Below are 21,012 nucleotides of genomic sequence, written 5' to 3'. Positions count from 1 at the left end.
CTACTCCACTGTGAGCCAGGTGATTCCCAGGCCCAGTACCCACAGTGCGCCGCCCAACCAGGCCAACGTGTGGAGGCCGGTGGTGAACGGCGTGGAGTGGCTGAGGATGGTGCTGTAGAGGCCCACGCCGACCGCGCCGACGCCTTGCCGTGCCGTGTTGTTGACTCCGCTGGCCAGACCGGCGCGGTCCGGAGGAAGCGCGGCGACGGCGGCGTTGACCACGGCTGCGGTGAGGAAACCCATGCCGATGCCGAGGCAGAGCTCGACCGGGACAACTGCGGCGTACCGGCTGGTGGGCTGTACGGCCAGCAGACAGAAGGACCCGACGGCGCCCAGCGCCAGTCCGAACGACATCGGAAGTCGCGGGCCGTACCGGGCCGTGACCCGTCCGGAGACCGGCCCCAGGACCGCCAACGGCAGCAGAACCGGAATCAGTTCCAGCCCGGCGCGCAGCGCGCTGTGGTGGAGGTGTTCCTGCAAGTAGAGCGTCAGCGCGAGCAGCGTGCCCAGACCGACCAGATTCATCAAGCCTGCGACCACATTGGCGCCGATGAAGTCCGCGCCGATGTGTAGCCTGCGCGTGGTCTCGCGCTGGGCGACCTGGCGCCGCGGCACAATGCGCCAGGCAACCGGTAGCGCGACCGCGATGATCGGCAGGTTGATCAGGAACACGGAACGCCAGCCGAGATCGCTGACCAGCACCCCGCCGAGCGTGGGACCCGCAACGAGGGCAAGCGCACCGGCACCGGCCCAAATCCCGACAGCACGTGCTCTGGCGGCTTTGTCGGTGTACTGATCGGTGATGACGGCCAACGTGCCTGGCAGCAGGAGGGCCGCGCCGACACCTTGGATCGCCCGGGCCGCGACCAGGAGCTCGATGCCGGGGGCTGTGCCGCACACCAGCGACGCACCACCGAACACTGCCAGCCCCGCGAGCACGATCCGCCGGTGACCGATCCGGTCGCCCAGCGCTCCGCAGACGAGCAGGAGCGCGGCAAGCACGATCATGTACCCGCTCACGACCCACTGCTGGCCGGCCGCACTGGTATCAAGGCCGGTCCGGATGGCCGGCAGCGCGACATTCACCACGGTCACGTCCAGCTGGACCAGGAAGATTCCGATACACAGCAACGCGAGAAGCATGCTTTCCACGTTCCCACCGCAACACTTCGGGTCACGTCGAAATGTGACGGTGTGAGTATGGGAAGCATGGACGGAGATGCCGACGTGGCCCAGGTCGCCGGTCTGATGGCCGAGCCCGCCCGGGCGAAGGTCCTGATGGCGCTGGCGGACGGCCGCGCTCTTCCCGCCTCGCTGCTGGCCACGGAGGCCGGAGTGTCGCCGCAGACAGTCAGCGCGCACCTGCGCAAGCTGCTGGAGGGCGGCCTGGTCACGGTCGAGCAGTCCGGTCGGCACAGGTACTACGGACTCTCTGGGCCTGAGGTGGCCGCCGCTGTGGAAGCGTTGGCGCGCATAGCCAAGCCACAGCCGATCAGGTCACTGAGGCAGAGCACTCGGGCCGCAGCGCTCCGCGAGGCTCGCACCTGCTACGACCACTTGGCCGGTCGTCTCGGCGTGGCCCTCCTGGAAGGCCTGGTACGCCGTGATGCCCTGACGCGCACCGACGGCGGCAGAGGCACAGAGCGCCGTCCGAGCGACCCCCTGGCCCAGCAGCTCCCGGACGGCCCGTATGCGCTCGGACCCAACGCCACAGAGGTCCTTACTGAGCTAGGAGTCGACATCGCCAGTCAGCCGTCCCGACGTCCGCTCCTGAGGTTCTGCGTCGACTGGAGTGAACAACGCCACCACCTGTCCGGGCAGCTCGGTGCCGCGATCACCGAGGCGCTACTGAACCGCAACTGGCTCCACCGCCGCCCCCGCCAACGCGCCGTACACCTGTCCGAAGCAGGCCGCCACGGTCTCGCCCAACTGCTCTAACCCGACAGCGGAGTGTCCCGGCGTTCGACGCTGTCGGTGGCGTGGTCGAGGACATCCAGCAGAGCGTCCTTATCCTGGGGGAGCCCAGTGGAGCTCATCTCGACAGCGCAGTTGCCACTGTCATCCGCGACCCAACGCACGATGACATAACGCAAAACGCCTTCGGGGGAGAGTTCCTCGTCCGGCACGTAGGTGTAGGCGAGCGTCGCGTAGTTCGCTTCCACGGTCCGTGACAGGACCTTCACCATCTGGCTCGCCGAGATGCCGGCGAGCTGCTTGAGCCGGGCTTCCAGCGAGTCGGCGGGCGGCCGCGTGATCGTGAAGCCGGCTTCGATCCTGATCCAGCGCTTCTTCGTCCGGTCGGTGAACCGGCCGCTCTTCGGCGGATCCTGCTTGGTGTACGCCCAGTCCGACGGCACGCGGACCGAGATCCGCGACTTGAACATGTCGGTCACCGTGAACGTCCGGGCCTCGTAGTCCAGGTCGTCGACCTCGAGGGCGGGCGACTTGTCGTACGTGACCTTGCGTGGCGGTCCGGTCGGTGTTGGCGTCGGGGTAGGCGTCGTACTTGGCGTGGACCCCACGGCGAGCGGTGCCGCCGTGCCGGCGAGGCTTGGTTCCTTGGTGAGGAACAGGCCGACGCCGTAGCCTCCCGCTCCGCCCACGCCCGCAAGCGTCAGCAGACCGGCGCCGAGCATCGCCCGCCTACTCACCGTCCCCGCCATGCCCCACCTCCCCAGGTCTACTAACAGAAGACACCTCAGCCCCCGCAGAGGTTGCACCGGATAAGTAACGATTCTGTGAAAAGGGTCAGCCGACCTCGCTGACCGAGGCGGTTGCTCGTTGTAGGACCTCGTCGAGGGCTTGGGCGTCCTGGGGGAGGCCGGTGATGCTCATCTCCACGTTGGTGAGCTCGCCGTTGATCGCGACCCAGCGGACGATCACGTAGCGCAGGGTCTCGCCCGGGATGAAGGTGTAGATCAGCGTGGCGACCGACCGGGATTCGCCGTCGTCGCCGGTGATCACGTCGGTGGTGTGGCTGGCGATGCGTACGTCGTTCTCCGGCGGCTGGCTCTTCTTGAGGTCCACGATGAGCTGGGCCATCTCGGCGGCAGGACTCTGTGCGGCCGGCGCGACTGCTTCGACGCGGACGCCGCGTTCTCTGAGTTTGTCGAGGTACTTGACCTCGCCGGGGCGTTTCGGGTCCCTGGGTGCGATCTTCCAGCCCTGTGGTGTCTCGATCGAGAGCTGGACCGGCTCCGCGTCCTTCGGGGTCACGGTGAAGGTGCGGTTGGTGTAGTCCAGCCCGGTCTCGAGAGGCTCCACGGTGCTCGGGACCGGGGTCTTCACCGGGAGCGGGGGCTCGGTCGGTGTCGGCGTGGGGGATGGGGAGATGTCGCCGAGTGGGCCGGCGGTGCCGGAGGCAGTGGGTTCCGGACCGTCGAAGTAGTCGCCCGCGTAGTAGCCACTGCCGGCGCCGAGAGCCAGGGCCAGCAGCAGGAGGCCGGCCAGGAGGACTCGTCTCACGCGCACGTGGGCCATCTTCTCAGGCGAGGTGGGCCGGGCCCCAAAACACCGGTGGAGGCCTTTTCACACCGGTCCGACTGAATCCTTTCAACGAGGTCTTGACACTCTCCCGGGCCGTACGTACCGTCCCCGTGACAAAAGTAACACGATCCTGCGGTTACTTCACATTCTTGGCCGGTACTTCGGCGCTCAGGAGGAACCATGGCACTCGAACGGTCCGTCAGCCGAAGGCGGCTCCTTCAACTCGTCGGCGGGGCGACCGTCACCGCCGGTCTGGCCGGTGCGTTGTCGGCCTGCGGCGGCGGCAACGGCAGCTCGTCGTCCGGCGGTCCTCTCAAGGTGATCGGCGCCGGCAGCCAGGAGGCCGGTCTGCGGAAGGCGCTCGACGACTACAAGAAGGCGCATTCGGACTTCGACTTCAACCTCTCGTTCTCGCCGGCCGACCAGCTGCAGACCGCGCTCCGGGCGCAGCTCGCGGCCGGTAACGCCCCGGACCTGCACGCGGTCTACCCGGGCAACGGCAGTGCGATGTCGATGGTCCAGCTGAGCAAGGCGAACCTGCTCACGGACCTCAGCAGCCAGTCCTGGACCCAGAAGATCCCGACCGGCTTCAAGGGCGCGTTCCAGAACGACGGCAAGACGTTCATCTTCTCGCCCGGCACCAGCGTGCTCGGCGCGATCTACAACAAGAAGGCGTTCGCGACCGCGGGCGTCGACGTACCGACCACCTGGTCGGAGCTGCTGTCGGTGTGCGACAAGCTGAAGAAGAAGGGCATCGTGCCGATCGCGCTCGGCGCCCAGACCCCGTGGGTCACGCAGCTCATCGACTACGCGCTCGTCCCGGGAACGGTCTACGCCAAGACGCCGGACTTCGACGACAAGATGACCGCCGGCAGCGCGTCCTTCGCGGACTCGGGCTGGGCGGACGCGATGAACAAGTACCTCGAGCTGCAGAAGAAGGGCTTCTTCAACGACAACCCGAACGGGACGACGTACGAGCAGGCCACCTCGATGGTCGGCACCGGCAAGGCCGCGATGGCCGTCCAGGTGTCCGCGGTCCTGCAGGCCTTCCGCCAGGCGTCGCCGACGCCGGACGACCTGGGCATGTTCCCGTTCCCGGCCACGGATGTCGCCGCCGACAACTGGATCCCCGGCGGCGTGGTGGTCGGTATCGCGGTCAGCGCGAAGAGCAAGAAGGCCGAGCAGGCGAAGAAGTTCATCGAGTACTGCGGTCAGCCCGAGGTCGTCAACGCCTGGGCCGAAGCCGTCGCGTGCGTCCCGCTGTACTCCGAGGGCGACGCCAAGGTCGACCCGGTGCTGAAGCCGTTCCTCCCGTACCTCAAGGACAACAAGGCGGTTCCGTTCATGGACCAGCGCTGGCCGAACGCCGAAGTACAGCCGACCCACTTCGCCGTCGTACAGGAGCTCCTCGGCGGCAAGAGCACGGTCCCGGCCGCCCTGAAGAAGATGGACGAGGCCTACCGGAAGACGGCATGACGGTCACAGCTCAGGCGGTACGCCGGGACGCTGTCAAGGCACCGCGGCGCCGCGGCGGCGGGATCGCGCCGCCGTGGTTGTTCGCGGTGCCGGCGTTGCTGATCTATGCGTTGGTTGTCTTGTATCCGGCGTTTTCCGGGGCCGGGTCGGCGTTCACCGACTGGTCCGGGGTGGGGGCGCAGCGGTCGTTCGTGGGGCTGGACAACTTCCAGCAGTTGTTCCACGACGACCAGGCGCTCGGCGCGTTGCGCAACACGTTGCTGCTGACGGTGGCGATCGTCGTCGTACAGAACGGGATCGGGTTGCTGCTGGCGCTCGGCGTACACACCGGGATCAAGAGCCGGATGGTGCTGCGGGTGGTCTTCTTCGCGCCCGTCGTGGTGAGTCCGGTGATGGTGTCGTTCCTGTGGAAGTACGTGTACAACCCGGCGCCGGACGCCGGGTTGAACGCGGCCCTCGGGGCGATCGGTCTCGGCGGGCTGCGGCAGGACTGGCTGGGCAATCCGTCGATCGCGTTGTGGTCGGTTGCCTTCACCGTGATCTGGCAGTGCGCCGGGTACTCGATGGTCATCTTCCTGGCCGGTCTGGAAGGCGTACCGCAGGAGCTGCACGAGTCCGCGATGGTCGACGGCGCGGGCACCGTGGCCCGGTTCCGGCACATCACCTGGCCGTTGCTCGCACCGGCCGTGACGATCAACCTGATGCTGTCCACGGTCGGTGGCCTGACGTTGTTCACCCAGATCATCGCGATGACGAACGGCGGCCCCGGGTACGCGACCGACACGTTGTCGACGGTCCTCTACAAGCAGGCCTTCGTCTTCGGGAAGTTCGGCTACAGCACCGCGGTGGCGCTGGTACTGGCGATCTTCGTCGCGGCCGTGTCCTTCATCCAGATCGGGTACCTGCGCTCGAGGGAGACCGCGGCATGAAATACAAGCCCCGTACTTTCGTGCTGGAAGTCGTCATGGTGGCGGCCGCCATCGCCTTCCTCTTCCCGGTCTACGCCCTGGTGACATTGGCCTTCAAGGATCCCGGCCAGATCGCCAACAAGCCGCTGTCGCTGCCCGATCCGCCGTCGGTGGGAAGCTTCGGTGAAGCGTGGCAGTCGGCATCACTCGGCTCGGCGCTGCTGAACAGCACCCTGATCACGGTGAGCAGTGTCCTCGTGCTGATCGTCCTGGGCTCGCTGGCGGCGTACTTCCTGGCCCGTACGGCGACACGCCTGGGCTACACGCTCTACATCCTGTTCCTGGTCGGCATCATCCTGCCGTTCCAGCTCGGGATGATCCCGCTCTACCAGATGGTCAACGACCTGGGCCTGCTCGGCACCTACCAGGGGATGATCCTGTTCTACACCGGCATCCAACTGCCGTTCACGGTGTTCCTCTACACCGGGTTCATCCGCTCGCTGCCGGCCGACTACACCAACGCGGCGCTGATCGACGGCGCGTCCCATCTGCAGGCGTTCGCGCACGTGATCTTCCCGCTGCTGCGGCCGATCACGGGCACGGTGCTCATCCTCAACGCCGTACACATCTGGAACGACTTCTTCACCCCGCTGCTGTACCTGGGTGGATCCGGCCGCGAGACGGTCCCGGTCCGGGTCTTCGCCTTCGTCAACGAGTACACGTCGAACTACGGGCTGGTGGCCGCCGGACTGGTCCTCGCAGCGCTCCCGATCCTGCTGCTCTTCCTCGTCCTGCAGCGGTACGTGATCCGCGGATTCGCCTCCGGATTGAAGGGATGACCTCTTCGCCCAGGACACTGAGCACTCACAAACGAACAGAGGGGGATCGGCATGGTACGTCGGTTGTGGGTCGGAGTTCTGGCAGTCGGAGCGCTCCTGGGCGGGGTCGCGGTCGTGGGGAGCACCCAGGCCGAAGCGAAGGCGGTGGCGGTATCGGACACCCTGTTGCCGGGTCAGAAGCTGCTGGCTGGGCAGTACATCCGCTCGCACAGCGGGGTCTACACGTTGATCATGCAGCCGGCCGGCGACGTCAAGCTGTACCAGCGCGGAGTGAAGAATCCGCTGTGGGCCTCGGGCACCTGGCGGCGGAACTCGGTGCTGGTGATGGGCACGGACGGGACGTTGCAGGTGATTTACGGCCGGACGAAGATCTGGTCGATGAGCATCAAGAGCGCCGGCGCGAAGCTGGTGCTGCCGGACACCGGGAACCTGGCGATCTACAACACTCGCGGCAAGGCGAACTGGAACCGTCACATGGTCGTCGGGACGTTGATGCCGCAGAGCAAGCTCGCCGGCCCGGACGCGACCTGGGACGAGGTCATCATGTACTCCGTCAACCGGATCTACACGCTGAAGTTCCTGACGACCGGCAATCTGGTGCTGTACAAGGACGGCACCACCGTCCTGTGGAGCACCGGCGTGAAGAATGCCCCGGGCGCGTACGGCTGGGTCAACCCGGACGGCTCGTTCGGCACCGTGAACGGTTTCGGGGACCTGACCTTCTTCTACCAGACCCGTCGCGACGGTAGCGTCCTCCAGCTGACCGACGACGGCCACCTTCGGATGGTCAACGGGAAGACCGTCGTCAAGATCTTCTACTGACAAGACACTGAGCGAACTAGGGGTGCGGGATGGTACGTCGACTGGTGGCCGGGGTCCTGGCCGTCGGGGCACTGTTGGGTGGGGCCGTGCTGGTGGGAAGCGGACCGGCCGAGGCGAAGACGGCAGCAGTCTCGGACACGCTGCTACCGGGTCAGAAGTTGATGACACTGCAGTCGATCAAGTCGGCGAGTGGTGTGTTCACGCTGACCATGCAGCGCAGCGGGAACGTGACCCTGTTCCAGCGCGGCGTGGCGCAGCCGCTGTGGACGTCCGGAACCTACCGGCCGGGGTCGGTGCTGGTGATGGCGGCCGACGGCACGATGCGGATCATCTACGGGCGGACGCAGATCTGGTCGATGGGTGCGGCCAGCCCGCAGGCGAAGCTGGTGCTGCCGAACACCGGTCTGCTGGCGATCTACAACACCCGCGGCAAGGCGGTCTGGAACCGGCACATGGTGATCGGCACGCTGATGGTGGGTGCCATGCTGCACGCACCGGACGCACTCGGCCGCGACGTGACGATGTACTCCCTGGACCACATCTACACGCTGAAGGTGCTGACGAACGGGAACATGGTCTTCCAGAAGAACGGCACGACCGTGCTGTGGAGCACCGGCAAGACCCAGTACCCGGAGTCGTTCGCGAACATCGACCCGAACGGCACCTTCGGCACCTACAACCGTGACGGCGAAGGCACGTGGGACTTCGCGACCCACAGGCCGGGCACCGTCGTCCAGATCCGCAACGACGGCCACTTCCTGCTGATCAACGGCCGCACCGTCGTGAAGATGTTCGTCTAGCCTGTGCCACTGAGCATTCACAATCGAACCGAGGGGGCATGAATGGTACGTCGGCTGTTGGCTGGGGTTCTGGCCGTGGGGACGCTACTGGGTGGGGCCGTGCTGGTCGGAAGCGGACCGGCCGAGGCGACGACGGTGGCGGTCTCGGACACGCTGCTGCCGGGTCAGAAGTTGATGGCCGGGCAGTACATCCGGTCGCGCAACGGGGTCTACACGTTGATCATGGATACGCGTGGGGAGGCGAAGCTGTACCAGCGCGGGGTGTCGTGGCGGTTGTGGAGCTCCGGGACCTGGCGCGCGGGCTCCGTGCTGGTCATGGGCACGGACGGGACGCTGCAGATGATCTACGGCCGGACGAAGTTCTGGTCGATGAGCATCAAGAGCGCCGGCGCGAAGCTGGTGCTGCCGGACAACGGGAACCTCGCGATCTACAACACCCGCGGCAAGGCCAACTGGAACCGGCACATGGTGATCGGCACGCTGATGCCGCAGAGCCAGATCCATGCCCCGGACCCGGAAGGACGTGAAGTGATCATGTACTCCGTCAACCGGATCTACACGCTCAAGTTCCTGACCACCGGCAATCTGGTGCTGTACAGGAACGGCACCACCGTCCTGTGGAGCACCGGGAAGAAGACCTCGCCGGAGTCGTACGGGTCGGTCGGACCGGACGGCACGTTCTACAACTTCAATGACTTCGGTGACATCACCTGGATGTACGAGACCCGCCGCCCCGGCAGCGTCCTCCAGCTCACCGACGACGGCCACCTCCTCATGGTCAACGGCCGCACCATCGTGAAGACGTTTGTCTAGTAGACCTCGGTGCGGTCGAGGCTGATGACCGCGCTGGTCGACGCGGGGTTCTTGTCGCCGGTCACGCGCACCTTCAGGGTGTGCGGGCCGGACGGCAAGGCCGGGCTGATGTACATCAGCTGCTCGCCGACGCGGATCGAGCTGTAGTAGTCGATCCGTTGCTCGGGTCCGCCGTCGACCGAGATGGCGGCGATGCCGTTGCCGGTGTCCGCCACACTCAGCAGGGCCACGCGGGTGCCGGTGAACCGGATCGTCGCGGTCGCGTTCGGCTCCCAGCTCCAGTGGTCGTTGCCCCAGAAGCACTGGTTGCCGCAGCCGGCACCGGAGCTCCACGCACCGGTGTAGGCGACGGCCGCGTCGGTGTCGTTGATCCAGTAGTTCGGTGAACCCGGGTCGCCGGACGGCAGGTTCTGGGTCGCGCCCGCGGCGAGCGGCCGGCCGAGGTTCGGCGTACCGTCGGCGTTCCAGGTGATCTTCTGGACGCGCGTCGTGCGGTACGAGTACGTGTAGGTGCTGGTGTTCTTGCCGTGGTACGCGATCCAGTCCTCGGTCCCGTCCGGTGACTTGAAGAACGAGTGGTGCCCGGGACCCCACACGCCGGTCGCGTCGTTGCGGGAGAAGACCGGGCCGGGGTGCTGCACCCAGTTCGCCGCGACCATCGGGTCGGCGCCGTTCGCGATGCTCTTCATCCACAGCTGGTAGTCCGGCTTGCCGGTGTCGCACGTCGAGTAGGTCAGGAAGGTGCGCGTCGCGCCGTACAGCGGGGTCGGCCCTTCCCGTACTTCGGTGCACCCGCCGTCGGCCGGGATCGCGACGCGGCCGCCGGTCGCGGTCCACGGGTTGCTCATCCGGACGATGTACAGCTGCGCCGGTCCGCCCTGTCCGCGGCCCGGGCCGGTCCAGACGAAGTACTGCTGCCCGTTGACCGTGATCGGCTCGCCGTCGATCGCGTACCCACCGAAGTCCGCGATCTTCGCCTTGAAGCTGTACGGGCCGAGCGGGTCGTCGCCGGCCGACTCGAGCACGTACATCCGGTGGTTGGCGTCCACGCCGTCGGAGGCCGTGTAGTAGATGTACCAGCGGTTTCCGACATGCCGGAACGCCGGCGCCCACATCTGTGTGTTGCGGCTGGTGTTCGAGTCCCGCCACACCACCTGTTCCGGTTGCACGAGCAGCGTCGCGAGGCTGGTCGACGACCAGATACCGATCCGGTCGCCGCGGGTGGTCGCGACGTAGTACCTGCCGTTGTAGAACATCAGCGACGGATCCGCGGACGGATTCACCGGGTTCCGGAACGTCTGCGACGTCACAGCATTCTCCTCGCGTTCGACGGCGGGAGCGGGACCGGCGACGGATCCGGTCATGAGTACGGCGAGCAGCGTGCAGAGGACGGGGCGGACGAACCTCATGACGGACACCTCCGGGGTGTGGGCGGACCATCTCCCTGGTTGTAGAACGAGCTTGCCAACGTTGTAAACCGTTCAACAGTGGTTGAATGGTTCTCAGGCAGCTATTTCGACGTACGGCGAAAGGCCTGTTGCCGGAACCTTGTGCCGATGGGTGGCGTCTCACCGGTCATGAAGCTCAAGGTCCGGGTCGTGCACTACCGGCACGATTGCTGGTACGCCGACATCGACGACGCCGACGACCGGCAGCCCGACGACCCGTTCTGGTACGCCGACGGCTGCCGCACCCAGGCCGAGGCGATCGCCCTAGCCTGCACCGAGCTCGCCGCACTCGACCAGGCGATCGCGGCCGGCAACGTACCGACCCGCATCAGCGAGTCGCGCCTGACCGCCGCGTAGCGATACACGCTGAAGATCTGTAACACATTGTCACGGTGACGGGATGTAACCCCCGAGGGGGGACTCACCATGGCAATTTTCAATTCACCACCGGGCTGGCCGGCTCCACCGGCGCCTGACTGGCAACCACCGTCCGGCTGGCAACCGGACCCGTCCTGGCCGCCGGCGCCGCCCGGTTGGGCGTTCTGGCTGAACGCCCGCGGCCTGCGGACGCGCGGACCCAGTGGCCGGTACGGCGCCGAGCCGCCGGTGAAGTTGATCGCGGGATGGGTGGCCGGGGCGTTCGCGTTCATCGTCATCCTCGCCGCGATCGGTGGGGCGAGCAGTCCAGCCGCAGTCTCGTCAACGCCGGGCGCGACGGTGACCGTACCGGGGCCGACGACTACGGTGGCCGGTCCGACCGTGACTGTGTCCGGGCCGGCGGTCACGGTGCAGCAGACCGTTCCAGGGCCTATAACCACGATCACGCAACCGCCGTTGCCGGCCCGGACCGTGACGGTCGGGGCGCCGCGGGCGAGCACCAGTACGACTGCGCCGGTCCCGTTGGCCCGGCCGCAGAGCCCGCGTCCGACGAGGACGACGGCCGCGCCGGCCGAGGTGTACTACGCCAACTGCTCCGAGGTGCGTGCGGCGGGGAAGGCACCGCTGTACCGAGGTCAGCCTGGTTACGCGGCGCACTTGGATCGCGACAACGATGGCGTGGCCTGTGAGTGAGTCGATCGCCACGCGCTGTGTCCACAGCTCGGCTTGTGGATAACGCAGCAGAGTTGTGGATATATAGGCGGTTGCTGTGGACAACCGGGGGATCGGCTGTGGGCGAGGCAACTAATTCCGTTGCCGATGCACGTGCAGTCCGGTGGTTGAGAGAACGGTTGCCGCGGTGCTGTTTCGGTGCTGAGATGGGTCCCCGTACGCCGCTGAAACTTTACGAAGATTTATCCGTGACATTCGGTGTGCCAGGTCGTTGATCTGTCAGACAGTTCGCGCTCAGTGGATCGCTGGGGAATCCGGAGGGACCGCTCGTGCACAAGTTCAACCCGCCACCGCAGTGGCCGCAGCCGCCGACGGCCGGCTGGCGTCCGCCGGTCGGCTGGAAGCCTGACCCGACCTGGCCCGCGGCTCCCGCGGGCTGGCGCTTCTGGCTCAACCGGAACGGTCGCCGCAGCAGCGGACCGATCGGCGCGTACGGCGCTGTCGACGCCGGCCGGCTCGAGCTGGCCACGGCCGATCCCGCCCTACTTCTGATGCACTCCTGATCGAACACTGCCGGCTCCCGCAGGCTGACCTGTGGGAGCCGTTTCATGTCCGCCTTCGGTCAAGGGCTGGTGCGTTCTTATCGCCTTCTGGTGTTATGTTATCAAGGTAGATAACACTCACTTGGGAGGCGTTTCGTGGGCTGGATCGGGCTCGACCTCGGCACGCAAAGTGTGCGCGCCGTGCTGGCCGATGCCAAGGGTCACGTTCTGTCCCGTGCAACGCGTCCGCTCGCCAGCCATCGTGACGGCACCCGTCACGAGCAGGACCCGCAGGCCTGGCTGACCGCCGTCGACGCGGTCCTCGCGGAGGTCGGGGCCACCGACCTCGACGGCATCGCGATCTGCTCGACCTCTGGCACCTTCCTGCTGACCGACCGCGCCGGCCGCCCCGTCACACCGGCCTTGATGTACGACGACGCCCGCGCGGCCGCCCGTCGCGACCAGATCGTGGACGCCGACCCGGATCGCTGGGCGACCAGCATGCAACCCACCTGGGCGCTCCCGAAGATCCTCGATCTCGACCTGACCGACCGTCGCGTCGTCCACAGCGCCGACTTCGTCGCTGCGCACCTCGTCGGACATCCGGTCGCGACCGACACCAGTCACGCCCTCAAGACCGGTTACGACCTGATCGCCGACGCCTGGCCGGCTGCCGCGTTCGACAAACTCGGTCTCCCGCTCGCGGCGTTCCCCGAGGTTGTCCGTCCCGGCACCGAGCTCGGTCGCACCCCGGACGGCGTGCCCGTTTACGCAGGTATGACGGACGGCTGCGCGGCCCAGATCGCCGCCGGCGCCCTCGCTCCTGGCGCGTGGAACTCGGTCCTCGGCACGACGCTCGTCCTCAAAGGCGTCAGCACCGAGCTGCTGACCGACCCCACCGGAGCTGTCTACAGCCACCGTCACCCCGACGGCGGCTGGCTTCCGGGCGGCGCGTCCAGCACCGGTGCCGGCGTACTCACCGAACTGCTTCCTGGTGCCGACCTCGACGCGCTGGATCGTGCCGCCCACCCGATCGACGCGGTCATCTATCCCCTCACCAAAACCGGCGAGCGATTCCCCTTCGTGGCACCGCAAGCCGAACGGTTCACGCTCGGGACCACCTCCGACGACCTGCAGACGTACGCCGCTGTCCTGCAAGGTGTCGCGTTCATCGAGCGGCTCGCGTTCGAGCACCTGCAGACACTCGGTGCCGACCCGGTCCGCTCGGTCTCGCTCACCGGCGGCGCCACCCGCGCCGAGTATTGGAACCAGCTCCGCGCCGACGTCCTCGGCGTACCGGTAGAGCTTCCAGCCGTCCCGGACCCGGCGTACGGAATGGCCGTCCTGGCCGCGTCCGGCGGGACCGATCTCACCGGGACGGCGCGACGGATGGTCCGCGTCGATCGCGTCCTCGAACCGCGCGGCGAACGACTCGACGACCTGTACGGCGAGTTCGTCGCCGAACTCGACCGCCGGGGGTACCGGGGATGAGAACGACGATCGTGCTGGCCCGCCACGGCCGGACCGAATGGCACCATGGCAACCGGTACACCGGTTCCACGGACCTCCCGATCGACGAGGTCGGCGTACAGCAGGCGCAGCAACTCAAGGACTGGGCAGCGGAGTACGCGCCGGATGCGCTGTGGGCGTCGCCGATGCTGCGCGCGCGGCAGACCATCACGCCGACGGCGGAACTGCTCGGCCTGACGCCCACCCTGGACGGCCGGTTGCGCGAGGTCGACTTCGGTTCGGCCGAGGGCAAGATGCTGAGTGAGCTGCCGCCGGCGGTGGGCAAGGCGTTCGAGCTCGACCCGGTGCGGGACCACTTCCCGGGCGGCGAGGATCCGGCCGCGGCGGCCGATCGGGTCCGTGAGGTCTTCGACGAGATCGGGCAGCGGCACCAGGGCCAGAAGGTCCTCGTGGTCGCGCACAACACACTCATCCGGCTGCTCGTGTGCAGGGTGCTCGATCTGCGACTGAGCGACTACCGCAGACTGCTACCTGCGCTCGGTCCCGCGGCGCTGGTGCGTTTCCGGTGGCAGGACGGCACAGTGGGTCTCGAGGCGTACAACGTTCCTCCTGTGCGAATGGAGACCCTGGCATGACAACGGATGTCGACGGCGACACCACCGAACTGAGTCGTCCCGCGCGCCGGCAGGCCGAGATCGCGGCGTACGTCGTGAAACACGGCTCGGTCTCGGCGAACGACCTCGTCGAGGCGTTCGGCGTGAGCGTGATGACCGTGCACCGCGACCTGGACGAGCTCGAGCGGCAAGGTGTGGTCCGGAAGTACCGCGGCGGGGTCAGTGCGCAGCCGACCAGTGTGTTCGAGAGCAACGTCGCGTACCGACTGAACACCGCGCACGCGGAGAAGGCCGCGATCGCCCGGCACGCGCGGGCGATGATCGAGCCGGGGATGTCGGTGATGCTCGACGACTCGACCAGCGCGCTGGCCCTGGTCGACCTGTTCGAGGACATCGCTCCGTTGACGGTGGCAACGAACTTCCTGCCGGCGATCACCAAGCTGGCGCAGCTGCGGGACGTCACGCTGCTGGCGCTCGGCGGGATCTACTCGGCGACCCACGACTCGTTCGGCGGCATGCCGTGTGCGGAGGCCGTCGAGGCGCTGCACGCCGACCTGCTGTTCTGCTCGGTGTCCGCGGTGTCGTCGACGCACGCGTTCCACCAGGAGGAGGAGATCGTCCTGGTCAAACGCGCGATGCTGCGCTCGGCGCGGACCAAGGTGCTGCTGGTCGATCACGCCAAGCTGCAGCGCACCGCCCTGCACCGGCTCGCTCCGCTGACCGACTTCGACGTGGTGATCGTCGACGAGAAGACCCCGAAGGACCTGATCCAACCGCTGCGCGACCACGGCGCCACCGTGGAGGTCGCCAAACTCTAGGAGGGGGCAGTGCGTATTCATGGGCATGGACGTCGGAGTTGACGTAGGTACGACCGTCACGAAGGCCGTCGCGTTCGACGCCGACGGCCGGCCGGTGGCCGAAGCATCTCGACCGACGCGCCTGGTTCGTCCCGGTGTGGGGCGGTTCGAGCACGAGACCGCCGAGATCGTTGCTTCGGTCAACGAGGTGGTGGGGGAGCTGGCGGCCACGGTCGGAACCCGTCCCGATGTCCTCGCGATCACCGCGCAGGGCGACGGCCTGTGGCTGGTCGATCCGGACGGTACGGCGGTCCGCCCGGCGATCTCGTGGCTGGATGCGCGCAGCAGCGCGATCCTCGACCGGTGGACCGCGGACGGCGTCGCGGAACACGTGTTCCGGCGTTCCGGAAACCGCATGTTTCCCGGTGCATCGGGCCCGCTGCTGTCCGCCGTACTCGCGGAAGAACCCGAGGTGGTCGAGCGGGCCGGTACGGCGGCGTACTGCAAGGACGTCGTGATGCAGGCGCTGACCGGCGTCCGTGCGACGGACGTATCGGACGCGTCGGCGCCGTTCCTCGACCCACGGACCGGTGGCTACGACGATCAGGCGCTGACGGCCACAGGCCTGTCCGAGGTGCGCCATCTCCTTGCGCCGGTCGCCGCTGCCGGACCGGTCGGTGAGCTGCGCGACGACTCGACCGGTATGGCGCCCGGGACCCGCGTCTCCGCCGGTCCGTACGATCTCCCGGCCGCCGCGGCAGGCGCCGGCGTGACAGAACCAGGCGACGCTCTGCTGACCGTCGGCACCACGTTGGCCTGCCAAGTCATCACCCGCGAACTGCCCGTAGACGGCGAGCCCGCCGGCCTGTTCCTCGGGACGTGGACGCCGGGAGTCTGGCTCCGCGCGATGCCCGCGATGGTCGGTACGGCGGCCCTCGACCGGGTGCTCGCGCTCGTTGGCGTCACCACCGATCAACTGCCGTCGCTGCTCGCGGACAGCCCGCCCGGCGCGTCCGGCGTCACCGTCCTGCCCTACCTGTCGGAGGCGGGCGAACGTGCCCCGTTCGTCGACACCCGCGCCCGCGGCACGATCGACGGCATCTCGCTGTCCACGACGACGGCCGACCTGGTCCGTGCGACCTGCGAAGGCATCGCGTACGCCGCCCGCCACTGCCTCGATGCGGCCGGCTGGACCGGTCGCGTCACCGTGTGCGGCGGTGGCGCCCGGAGTAGCGAGTGGACCCAGATCCTCGCCGACGTACTGAACGCGCCGTTGCACACCGCCGAGGCCGAGCAGGTCGCCGCCCGGGGAGCGGTCATCTGCGCGCGTCGTGCCGTCGACCCGGACAGCGCCGGCGCGGAATGGATCGCGGAAACCCGCCAGGTCGACCCGGACCCGGCCCGCGCCGCCTTCTACGCCGAGGGCTACGCCCACTACCTGCGCCGCATCGAGTCGACCCGCCCACGCTGGTCCGACCCAGCACCTACGTTCACAGGAGATCGATGAGAACCGTTAAGACGTTGCTCGCCGGCGACTATTTCGTGCGGAACGACCTGCTGGCCGCGGCGCTGTCCACGATTCCGGACGTTGCGTTCGAGTTTCGTGAGGTCACGCTGCCCTGGCCGCTGACGCCGTACGGACGGGTTGCCGAGGTGGACGAGGCGAGTGACGCGGAGGACCAGCTGATCGAGGCGCTGGCCGGGGTCCAGCTCGCGGTCACGCAGATGGGGCCGTTCACCGAGCGGGTGCTGGACGCCGCACCCGACCTGCGCTTCCTGGTCGTGTGTCGTGGCGGTCCGGTGAACGTGAACGTGGCCGCGGCGGCCCAGCGGGGGATCGCCGTGGCCTCGACGCCCGGACGGAACGCGGTGGCGGCCGCCGAGCACGCGGTCGCGTTGATGATGGCTGCCTTGCGCAACCTTCCACGCTTGCAGCGGACGCTGGAGCAGGGGGAGTGGCGCTCCGATCTCTACGCATACGACGAGTGCGGGCTCGAGCTCGACGGGTCGACAGTCGGCCTGGTCGGGTACGGCGCGATCGGGCAACGGGTCGCCCGGGTGATGCTGGCGTTCGGCGCCCGCGTCCTGGTCGCCGATCCGTACGTCGAACAAGCGCCCGAGGGCATCGAACTCGTCGAACTGGACGAGTTGCTGCGGCAGTCGGATGTGGTCAGCCTGCATGCGCGGCTGACCGATCAGACCCGCGGGATGATCGGCGCGCAGCAGATCGCTGCGATGCCGCGCGGCGCCGTACTGGTGAACACGGCGCGTGGTGGTTTGCTCGACTACGACGCGACGGTGGACGCGTTGGAGTCGGGGCAGTTGGGAGCGGCGGCGTTCGACGTGTTCCCGTCCGAGCCGGTACCCGCGGGATCGCGGTTGCTCACAGCGCCCAACATCGTGATGACACCGCACCTTGCCGGCGCCACGCGACAGACCGCTCACCGTGCAGGCTCGATCGCGGCAGAGGCCGTCGCCGCCTTCCTCAACGGAAAGGACCCCGCTGGACTGGTGTCCGCTTAGGCGGGGCACAGGACAGGATCATGAAGCTAGCGACCTCTACTACCTGGACCGAGCTCCTCCTGCTGCTGATCGCGTTCGTGCTGTCGATGGTCATCGGCATCGAGCGTCAGATCCGGCAGAAGAGCGCCGGCATGCGTACGCACACGCTCGTCGGCACCGGGGCGGCACTGTTCACCCTGGTGTCCGGGTTCGGCTTCAGCGCCGTCCTCGGGACCGACGTCAATCTCGACCCGTCCCGGATCGCGGCGCAGATCGTGTCCGGCGTCGGCTTCCTCGGCGCCGGCGTGATCTTCATGCGCCGGGACGTGGTCCGCGGGCTGACCACGGCGGCCACGATCTGGATGACCGCCGCGATCGGCATGGCCTGTGGTGCCGGGATGCCGGTCCTCGCGCTCGCGGCGACCGTGCTGCACTTGGTTGCCGTCGGCCCGTTCGCTCGGCTCGCCCGGTTCCTGCCGTCACCGGACCGCCGGCGGATCGTCACGGTGCGGTACGACGACGGAGCCGGCGTACTGCGGGCGATCCTGGCAACCGCTACGTCCATGGGATTCGAGGCGTCGGTGCTCGGGACCGAGGTGCACCGGGACGGCGCACGCCCGCAGGTACGGGCGGCGATGCGGTTCTCCGGGCGCGCGCCGCTGCAGAACCTGGTGCTCGCGCTGGACGACCTCGACGGCGTTACCGGCGTACGGCTGCGCAACGACGATGACGATTGAGCTACGAATGTGATTTCGGTGAGAAAATCACACTGATTCTCTATACCTAACCATCGTTCGGTGATAATTTCACCGGCATGCCCGCTGCTTCGAACCTCGTTGACCTGCGCGAACTGGCCGTCCGGCTGGCGATCGCGGCGGGCGAGGAACTTCTGGCCCGTCAGCGGAGTCTGTCGATCGACGCGGCCGGTGTCGAGACCAAGAGCTCGGCCAACGATCCCGTCAGCGCGGCCGACCGCGCGTCCGAGAAGCTGATCGTCGACGGCCTGACCGCGGCCCGTCCGGGTGACGGACTCCTCGGTGAAGAAGGTGCTTCGCGAGTTTCGAGCACCGGTTTGACGTGGGTGATCGACCCCCTGGACGGCACGGTCAACTACCTCTACGGCCGTCTCGACTGGAGCGTGTCGATCGCCGTCGAGGACGAGAACGGTGCGCTCGTCGGCGTGGTTCACCAACCGCGCACCGGTACGACGTGGTCCGCCGTACGCGATGCCGGCGCGTTCCGTGACGATCAGCGCCTCGGGTCGCTACGACACACTCCACTGGAGTCGGCTCTGGTGGCTACCGGCTTCTCGTATCTCCCGGATCGCCGGGCCGAACAGGCTGCGCTACTGCAGGACTTGCTGCCGGTCGTCCGCGACATCCGCCGCGGTGGATCGGCGGCGCTCGACCTGTGCTCGGTCGCCGACCGTACGGCGGACGCGTACTACGAGCACCTGATCCAGCCCTGGGACGTCGCCGCCGGTGCGCTGATCGCCCGCGAGGTCGGCGCCGTCGTCGTCCGCGGACCCGTTTTCCCCCAAGGCATTCTGGCCGCCGCCCCCTCGGTGGCCGCCCCACTACAAGAGTTACTCACGAGGAGGTCGGCATGACCGAGCGAAGCGAGGTCATCATCAAGCACAGCTCGGCTCGTGTCTCATCCGCGCCCGGAGCGAAGCGAGGACGTGGATGAGCATAGTTGACCTGCCGGCCCGGACCCATCCGGACGAACGAACGATTGCTGACGGCAATGATCAGCGGAAGCGCCGGCGACGGCGCGAGTACGGGCTGTTCGCGTTGCTGGTCGCGCCGAACCTGCTGGTGATCGCGGTCTTCGCGTACTGGCCGATCATCTACAACGCGTTCCTCAGCCTGACCGACTGGAACATGATCGCGGCCCGCCCGAAGTTCGTGGGCCTGGCCAACTACGGCCGGACGCTGACCGACCCCGCGTTCCACAAGACGCTGTGGATCACGGTGGTGTTCACCGGTCTGATCGTGGTCGGCAGCCTGGTGATCGGGCTGGCGCTGGCGTTCCTGTTCAACCTGCCGCTGAAGGGCCGCGGCGCGGTCCGGACGATCGCGTTCGCTCCGCACATCCTGTCCGGTGCCGCGGTCGCGACCATCTGGGCGTTCATCTTCGACCCCGGCTACGGCCTGATGCGGGCGCTGATCGAACCGTTCGGCGCCGAGCCGCCGGACTGGATGAACAACTCCGACTGGGCGCTGCCGGGTCTGGTCATCGTCTACCTGTGGAAGAACGTCGGGTTCGCCGCGCTGATCTACCTGGCCGGCCTGCAGGGCCTGCCGAAGGAGCTCGACGAGGCGGCCGCGATCGACGGCGCGTCGACCTGGACGCGGTTCCGGTCGATCAAGCTCCCGCTGCTTGCCCCGATCACCTTCTTCCTGCTGATCACCACGGTGATCGGCACCTTCCAGGCGTTCGACGTGATCGCGGTGATGACCGGTGGCGGCCCTGGTGATGCCACCACCACGCTGAGCTGGTCGATCTACAACGAAGGCTTCCAGGCGTTCAACGCGGGCCGCGCGGCGACGCTGTCGATCATCATGTTCGTCATCCTGCTGGTCGTCACCACGGTGCAGGCCCGGGTGATGGAGAGGCGGGTGCACTACCGATGAAGACACGCGCGATCCAGTACGTCGTACTGATCGGTGTGGCGGCCGTGTTCCTCGGACCGCTGTACTGGTTGCTGTCCACCGCGTTCAAGCAGCCGACTCAGATCTACCAGTGGCCGCCCGCCTGGTGGCCGCACCTGACCTGGGAGAACTTCAGCCTGGCGTGGAAGGCCGCGCCGTTCGACCGGTTCTTCCTGAACTCCACGATCATCACCGTGATCGGGACCGCGTTGAAGGTGGTGAACGCCGTGCTGACGGCGTACGCCTTCGCCTACCTGCGGTTCCCGTTCAAGAAGATCCTGTTCTTCGCGGTGCTCGGCGCGATGATGGTGCCCGGCCACGTGACGTTGCTGCCGAACTACCTGACCGTGGCGACCCTCGGCTGGATCAACACCTACGCCGGCCTGATCATCCCCGGCATCGGGTCCGCGTTCGCGACGTTCCTGATGCGGCAGCACTTCCTCACCCTGCCCACAGAGGTGACGGACGCGGCCGCTGTCGATGGCGCCGGACACCTGCGCACCTTGTGGCGCGTCGTTCTCCCGATGTCGCGGCCGATGCTGATCACGGTCGTGGTGATCACCGCCGTCGAGGAATGGAACAACTTCGTCTGGCCGCTGATCGTCACCAACACCGCCTCGATGCGGACGCTGCCCGTCGGGCTGCTGATCCTCAAGGACGAGGAAGGTCTCGCGGCCTGGGGAACGATCATGGCCGGCACGCTGCTGGTGCTCGCACCGATGCTGCTGATCTTCCTGATCGCCCAGCGCTACATCGTCGGTGGGATCACGGCCGGAGCTCTGAAGGGATGA

Annotated in this window: 23 protein-coding genes; 19 read left to right on the top strand and 4 right to left on the bottom strand. The window is 67.5% G+C overall.

Translation table 11 applies throughout. The annotated features are described in order from the left end of the window. The gene (locus tag EV137_RS32350) at window positions 1–1,143 is read right to left on the bottom strand and encodes an MFS transporter (protein WP_134131883.1); all 1,143 of its coding nucleotides are present in this window, start codon (window positions 1,141–1,143) and stop codon (window positions 1–3) included. 66 nt (window positions 1,144–1,209) lie between these two features. Here EV137_RS32350 and EV137_RS32345 point away from each other — a divergent pair, with 66 nt between their 5' ends. Then, the gene (locus tag EV137_RS32345; protein WP_134012262.1) at window positions 1,210–1,938 is read left to right on the top strand and encodes an ArsR/SmtB family transcription factor; all 729 of its coding nucleotides are present in this window, start codon (window positions 1,210–1,212) and stop codon (window positions 1,936–1,938) included. Here EV137_RS32345 and EV137_RS32340 read toward each other — a convergent pair. Beyond that, window positions 1,935–2,663: a hypothetical protein gene (locus tag EV137_RS32340; protein WP_134131882.1), complete on the bottom strand. Its 729-nt coding sequence runs from the start codon at window positions 2,661–2,663 to the stop codon at window positions 1,935–1,937. The genes EV137_RS32345 and EV137_RS32340 overlap by 4 nt on opposite strands. Window positions 2,664–2,748: 85 nt before the next feature. Beyond that, the gene (locus EV137_RS32335) at window positions 2,749–3,471 is read right to left on the bottom strand and encodes a hypothetical protein (protein ID WP_166680068.1); all 723 of its coding nucleotides are present in this window, start codon (window positions 3,469–3,471) and stop codon (window positions 2,749–2,751) included. Window positions 3,472–3,666: 195 nt separating this feature from the next. Between EV137_RS32335 and EV137_RS32330 the strand changes: the two genes are divergently transcribed. The 6 genes from EV137_RS32330 to EV137_RS41175 all read left to right on the top strand — a co-directional run bounded on the left by EV137_RS32330 (window position 3,667) and on the right by EV137_RS41175 (window position 9,144). After that, the gene (locus tag EV137_RS32330; RefSeq protein WP_134012268.1) at window positions 3,667–4,962 is read left to right on the top strand and encodes an ABC transporter substrate-binding protein; all 1,296 of its coding nucleotides are present in this window, start codon (window positions 3,667–3,669) and stop codon (window positions 4,960–4,962) included. Beyond that, window positions 4,959–5,891, top strand: a complete 933-nt coding sequence (locus tag EV137_RS32325) for a carbohydrate ABC transporter permease (protein WP_134131880.1) — start codon at window positions 4,959–4,961, stop codon at window positions 5,889–5,891. Before EV137_RS32330 ends, EV137_RS32325 begins: the two co-directional genes overlap by 4 nt. Further along, entirely contained in the window at window positions 5,888–6,709 is an 822-nt protein-coding gene (locus EV137_RS32320) for a carbohydrate ABC transporter permease (RefSeq protein WP_134131879.1), read from the top strand. Before EV137_RS32325 ends, EV137_RS32320 begins: the two co-directional genes overlap by 4 nt. Window positions 6,710–6,760: 51 nt before the next feature. Next, a complete protein-coding gene (locus EV137_RS32315) occupies window positions 6,761–7,531 on the top strand; it encodes a hypothetical protein (protein ID WP_134131878.1) in 771 nt (256 codons plus the stop codon). A gap of 29 nt (window positions 7,532–7,560) precedes the next feature. Beyond that, entirely contained in the window at window positions 7,561–8,331 is a 771-nt protein-coding gene (locus EV137_RS32310; RefSeq protein WP_134131877.1) for a hypothetical protein, read from the top strand. Window positions 8,332–8,406: 75 nt separating this feature from the next. Beyond that, window positions 8,407–9,144: a hypothetical protein gene (locus EV137_RS41175; RefSeq protein WP_202871214.1), complete on the top strand. Its 738-nt coding sequence runs from the start codon at window positions 8,407–8,409 to the stop codon at window positions 9,142–9,144. Here EV137_RS41175 and EV137_RS32300 read toward each other — a convergent pair. Further along, a complete protein-coding gene (locus EV137_RS32300) occupies window positions 9,141–10,553 on the bottom strand; it encodes a family 43 glycosylhydrolase (RefSeq protein ID WP_134131876.1) in 1,413 nt (470 codons plus the stop codon). The two genes, EV137_RS41175 and EV137_RS32300, sit on opposite strands and share 4 nt — an antisense overlap. Before the next feature lie 147 nt (window positions 10,554–10,700). Here EV137_RS32300 and EV137_RS32295 point away from each other — a divergent pair, with 147 nt between their 5' ends. The 12 genes from EV137_RS32295 to EV137_RS32240 all read left to right on the top strand — a co-directional run bounded on the left by EV137_RS32295 (window position 10,701) and on the right by EV137_RS32240 (window position 21,012). Further along, window positions 10,701–10,949: a hypothetical protein gene (locus EV137_RS32295; protein ID WP_238175687.1), complete on the top strand. Its 249-nt coding sequence runs from the start codon at window positions 10,701–10,703 to the stop codon at window positions 10,947–10,949. Between the two features lie 69 nt (window positions 10,950–11,018). Continuing rightward, on the top strand, window positions 11,019–11,663 hold the full coding sequence (locus EV137_RS41170) for an excalibur calcium-binding domain-containing protein (RefSeq protein WP_238175686.1): 645 nt from the start codon (window positions 11,019–11,021) through the stop codon (window positions 11,661–11,663). A 308-nt stretch (window positions 11,664–11,971) separates the two neighbouring features. Further along, on the top strand, window positions 11,972–12,205 hold the full coding sequence (locus tag EV137_RS32285) for a hypothetical protein (protein ID WP_134012278.1): 234 nt from the start codon (window positions 11,972–11,974) through the stop codon (window positions 12,203–12,205). A 135-nt stretch (window positions 12,206–12,340) separates the two neighbouring features. Continuing rightward, window positions 12,341–13,675 (top strand): FGGY-family carbohydrate kinase, encoded by a 1,335-nt coding sequence (locus tag EV137_RS32280; protein ID WP_134131875.1) that lies wholly within the window; start codon window positions 12,341–12,343, stop codon window positions 13,673–13,675. Further along, window positions 13,672–14,289 (top strand): histidine phosphatase family protein, encoded by a 618-nt coding sequence (locus EV137_RS32275; RefSeq protein WP_134131874.1) that lies wholly within the window; start codon window positions 13,672–13,674, stop codon window positions 14,287–14,289. The genes EV137_RS32280 and EV137_RS32275 overlap by 4 nt, the downstream gene beginning before the upstream one ends. Then, window positions 14,286–15,086 (top strand): DeoR/GlpR family DNA-binding transcription regulator, encoded by an 801-nt coding sequence (locus EV137_RS32270; protein WP_131335817.1) that lies wholly within the window; start codon window positions 14,286–14,288, stop codon window positions 15,084–15,086. Before EV137_RS32275 ends, EV137_RS32270 begins: the two co-directional genes overlap by 4 nt. Window positions 15,087–15,111: 25 nt before the next feature. Then, complete coding sequence (locus EV137_RS32265; RefSeq protein ID WP_134131873.1) at window positions 15,112–16,572, top strand: FGGY family carbohydrate kinase; 1,461 nt, start codon at window positions 15,112–15,114, stop codon at window positions 16,570–16,572. Then, entirely contained in the window at window positions 16,569–17,588 is a 1,020-nt protein-coding gene (locus tag EV137_RS32260; RefSeq protein WP_134131872.1) for a 2-hydroxyacid dehydrogenase, read from the top strand. The genes EV137_RS32265 and EV137_RS32260 overlap by 4 nt, the downstream gene beginning before the upstream one ends. A 20-nt stretch (window positions 17,589–17,608) precedes the next feature. Continuing rightward, entirely contained in the window at window positions 17,609–18,304 is a 696-nt protein-coding gene (locus tag EV137_RS32255) for an MgtC/SapB family protein (protein ID WP_133785931.1), read from the top strand. A gap of 77 nt (window positions 18,305–18,381) precedes the next feature. Further along, window positions 18,382–19,176: an inositol monophosphatase family protein gene (locus EV137_RS32250; protein ID WP_134131871.1), complete on the top strand. Its 795-nt coding sequence runs from the start codon at window positions 18,382–18,384 to the stop codon at window positions 19,174–19,176. A 76-nt stretch (window positions 19,177–19,252) separates the two neighbouring features. Continuing rightward, window positions 19,253–20,203: a carbohydrate ABC transporter permease gene (locus tag EV137_RS32245; RefSeq protein ID WP_238175685.1), complete on the top strand. Its 951-nt coding sequence runs from the start codon at window positions 19,253–19,255 to the stop codon at window positions 20,201–20,203. Continuing rightward, window positions 20,200–21,012, top strand: coding sequence for a carbohydrate ABC transporter permease (locus tag EV137_RS32240; protein ID WP_130387921.1), 813 nt, complete (start codon window positions 20,200–20,202; stop codon window positions 21,010–21,012). Before EV137_RS32245 ends, EV137_RS32240 begins: the two co-directional genes overlap by 4 nt.

It is taken from the genome of Kribbella pratensis, from assembly GCF_004366075.1.
GTDB classification, from domain to species: Bacteria; Actinomycetota; Actinomycetes; order Propionibacteriales; family Kribbellaceae; genus Kribbella; species Kribbella pratensis.
This window is presented reverse-complemented; position numbering and strand designations above follow the sequence as displayed.

Excerpts from the sequence above, each read along its gene's own strand:
- EV137_RS32350 (WP_134131883.1), bottom strand. The coding sequence starts at position 1,143 with ATGCTTCTCGCGTTGCTGTGTATCGGAATCTTCCTGGTCCAGCTGGAC.
- EV137_RS32310 (WP_134131877.1), top strand. The coding sequence starts at position 7,561 with ATGGTACGTCGACTGGTGGCCGGGGTCCTGGCCGTCGGGGCACTGTTG.
- EV137_RS32330 (WP_134012268.1), top strand. The coding sequence starts at position 3,667 with ATGGCACTCGAACGGTCCGTCAGCCGAAGGCGGCTCCTTCAACTCGTC.
- EV137_RS32240 (WP_130387921.1), top strand. The coding sequence starts at position 20,200 with ATGAAGACACGCGCGATCCAGTACGTCGTACTGATCGGTGTGGCGGCC.
- EV137_RS32325 (WP_134131880.1), top strand. The coding sequence starts at position 4,959 with ATGACGGTCACAGCTCAGGCGGTACGCCGGGACGCTGTCAAGGCACCG.
- EV137_RS32340 (WP_134131882.1), bottom strand. The coding sequence starts at position 2,663 with ATGGCGGGGACGGTGAGTAGGCGGGCGATGCTCGGCGCCGGTCTGCTG.
- EV137_RS32260 (WP_134131872.1), top strand. The coding sequence starts at position 16,569 with ATGAGAACCGTTAAGACGTTGCTCGCCGGCGACTATTTCGTGCGGAAC.
- EV137_RS32250 (WP_134131871.1), top strand. The coding sequence starts at position 18,382 with ATGCCCGCTGCTTCGAACCTCGTTGACCTGCGCGAACTGGCCGTCCGG.
- EV137_RS32245 (WP_238175685.1), top strand. The coding sequence starts at position 19,253 with ATGAGCATAGTTGACCTGCCGGCCCGGACCCATCCGGACGAACGAACG.
- EV137_RS32270 (WP_131335817.1), top strand. The coding sequence starts at position 14,286 with ATGACAACGGATGTCGACGGCGACACCACCGAACTGAGTCGTCCCGCG.
- EV137_RS41170 (WP_238175686.1), top strand. The coding sequence starts at position 11,019 with ATGGCAATTTTCAATTCACCACCGGGCTGGCCGGCTCCACCGGCGCCT.
- EV137_RS32255 (WP_133785931.1), top strand. The coding sequence starts at position 17,609 with ATGAAGCTAGCGACCTCTACTACCTGGACCGAGCTCCTCCTGCTGCTG.
- EV137_RS32315 (WP_134131878.1), top strand. The coding sequence starts at position 6,761 with ATGGTACGTCGGTTGTGGGTCGGAGTTCTGGCAGTCGGAGCGCTCCTG.
- EV137_RS32320 (WP_134131879.1), top strand. The coding sequence starts at position 5,888 with ATGAAATACAAGCCCCGTACTTTCGTGCTGGAAGTCGTCATGGTGGCG.
- EV137_RS32295 (WP_238175687.1), top strand. The coding sequence starts at position 10,701 with ATGGGTGGCGTCTCACCGGTCATGAAGCTCAAGGTCCGGGTCGTGCAC.
- EV137_RS32275 (WP_134131874.1), top strand. The coding sequence starts at position 13,672 with ATGAGAACGACGATCGTGCTGGCCCGCCACGGCCGGACCGAATGGCAC.
- EV137_RS32300 (WP_134131876.1), bottom strand. The coding sequence starts at position 10,553 with ATGAGGTTCGTCCGCCCCGTCCTCTGCACGCTGCTCGCCGTACTCATG.
- EV137_RS32265 (WP_134131873.1), top strand. The coding sequence starts at position 15,112 with ATGGACGTCGGAGTTGACGTAGGTACGACCGTCACGAAGGCCGTCGCG.
- EV137_RS32345 (WP_134012262.1), top strand. The coding sequence starts at position 1,210 with ATGGACGGAGATGCCGACGTGGCCCAGGTCGCCGGTCTGATGGCCGAG.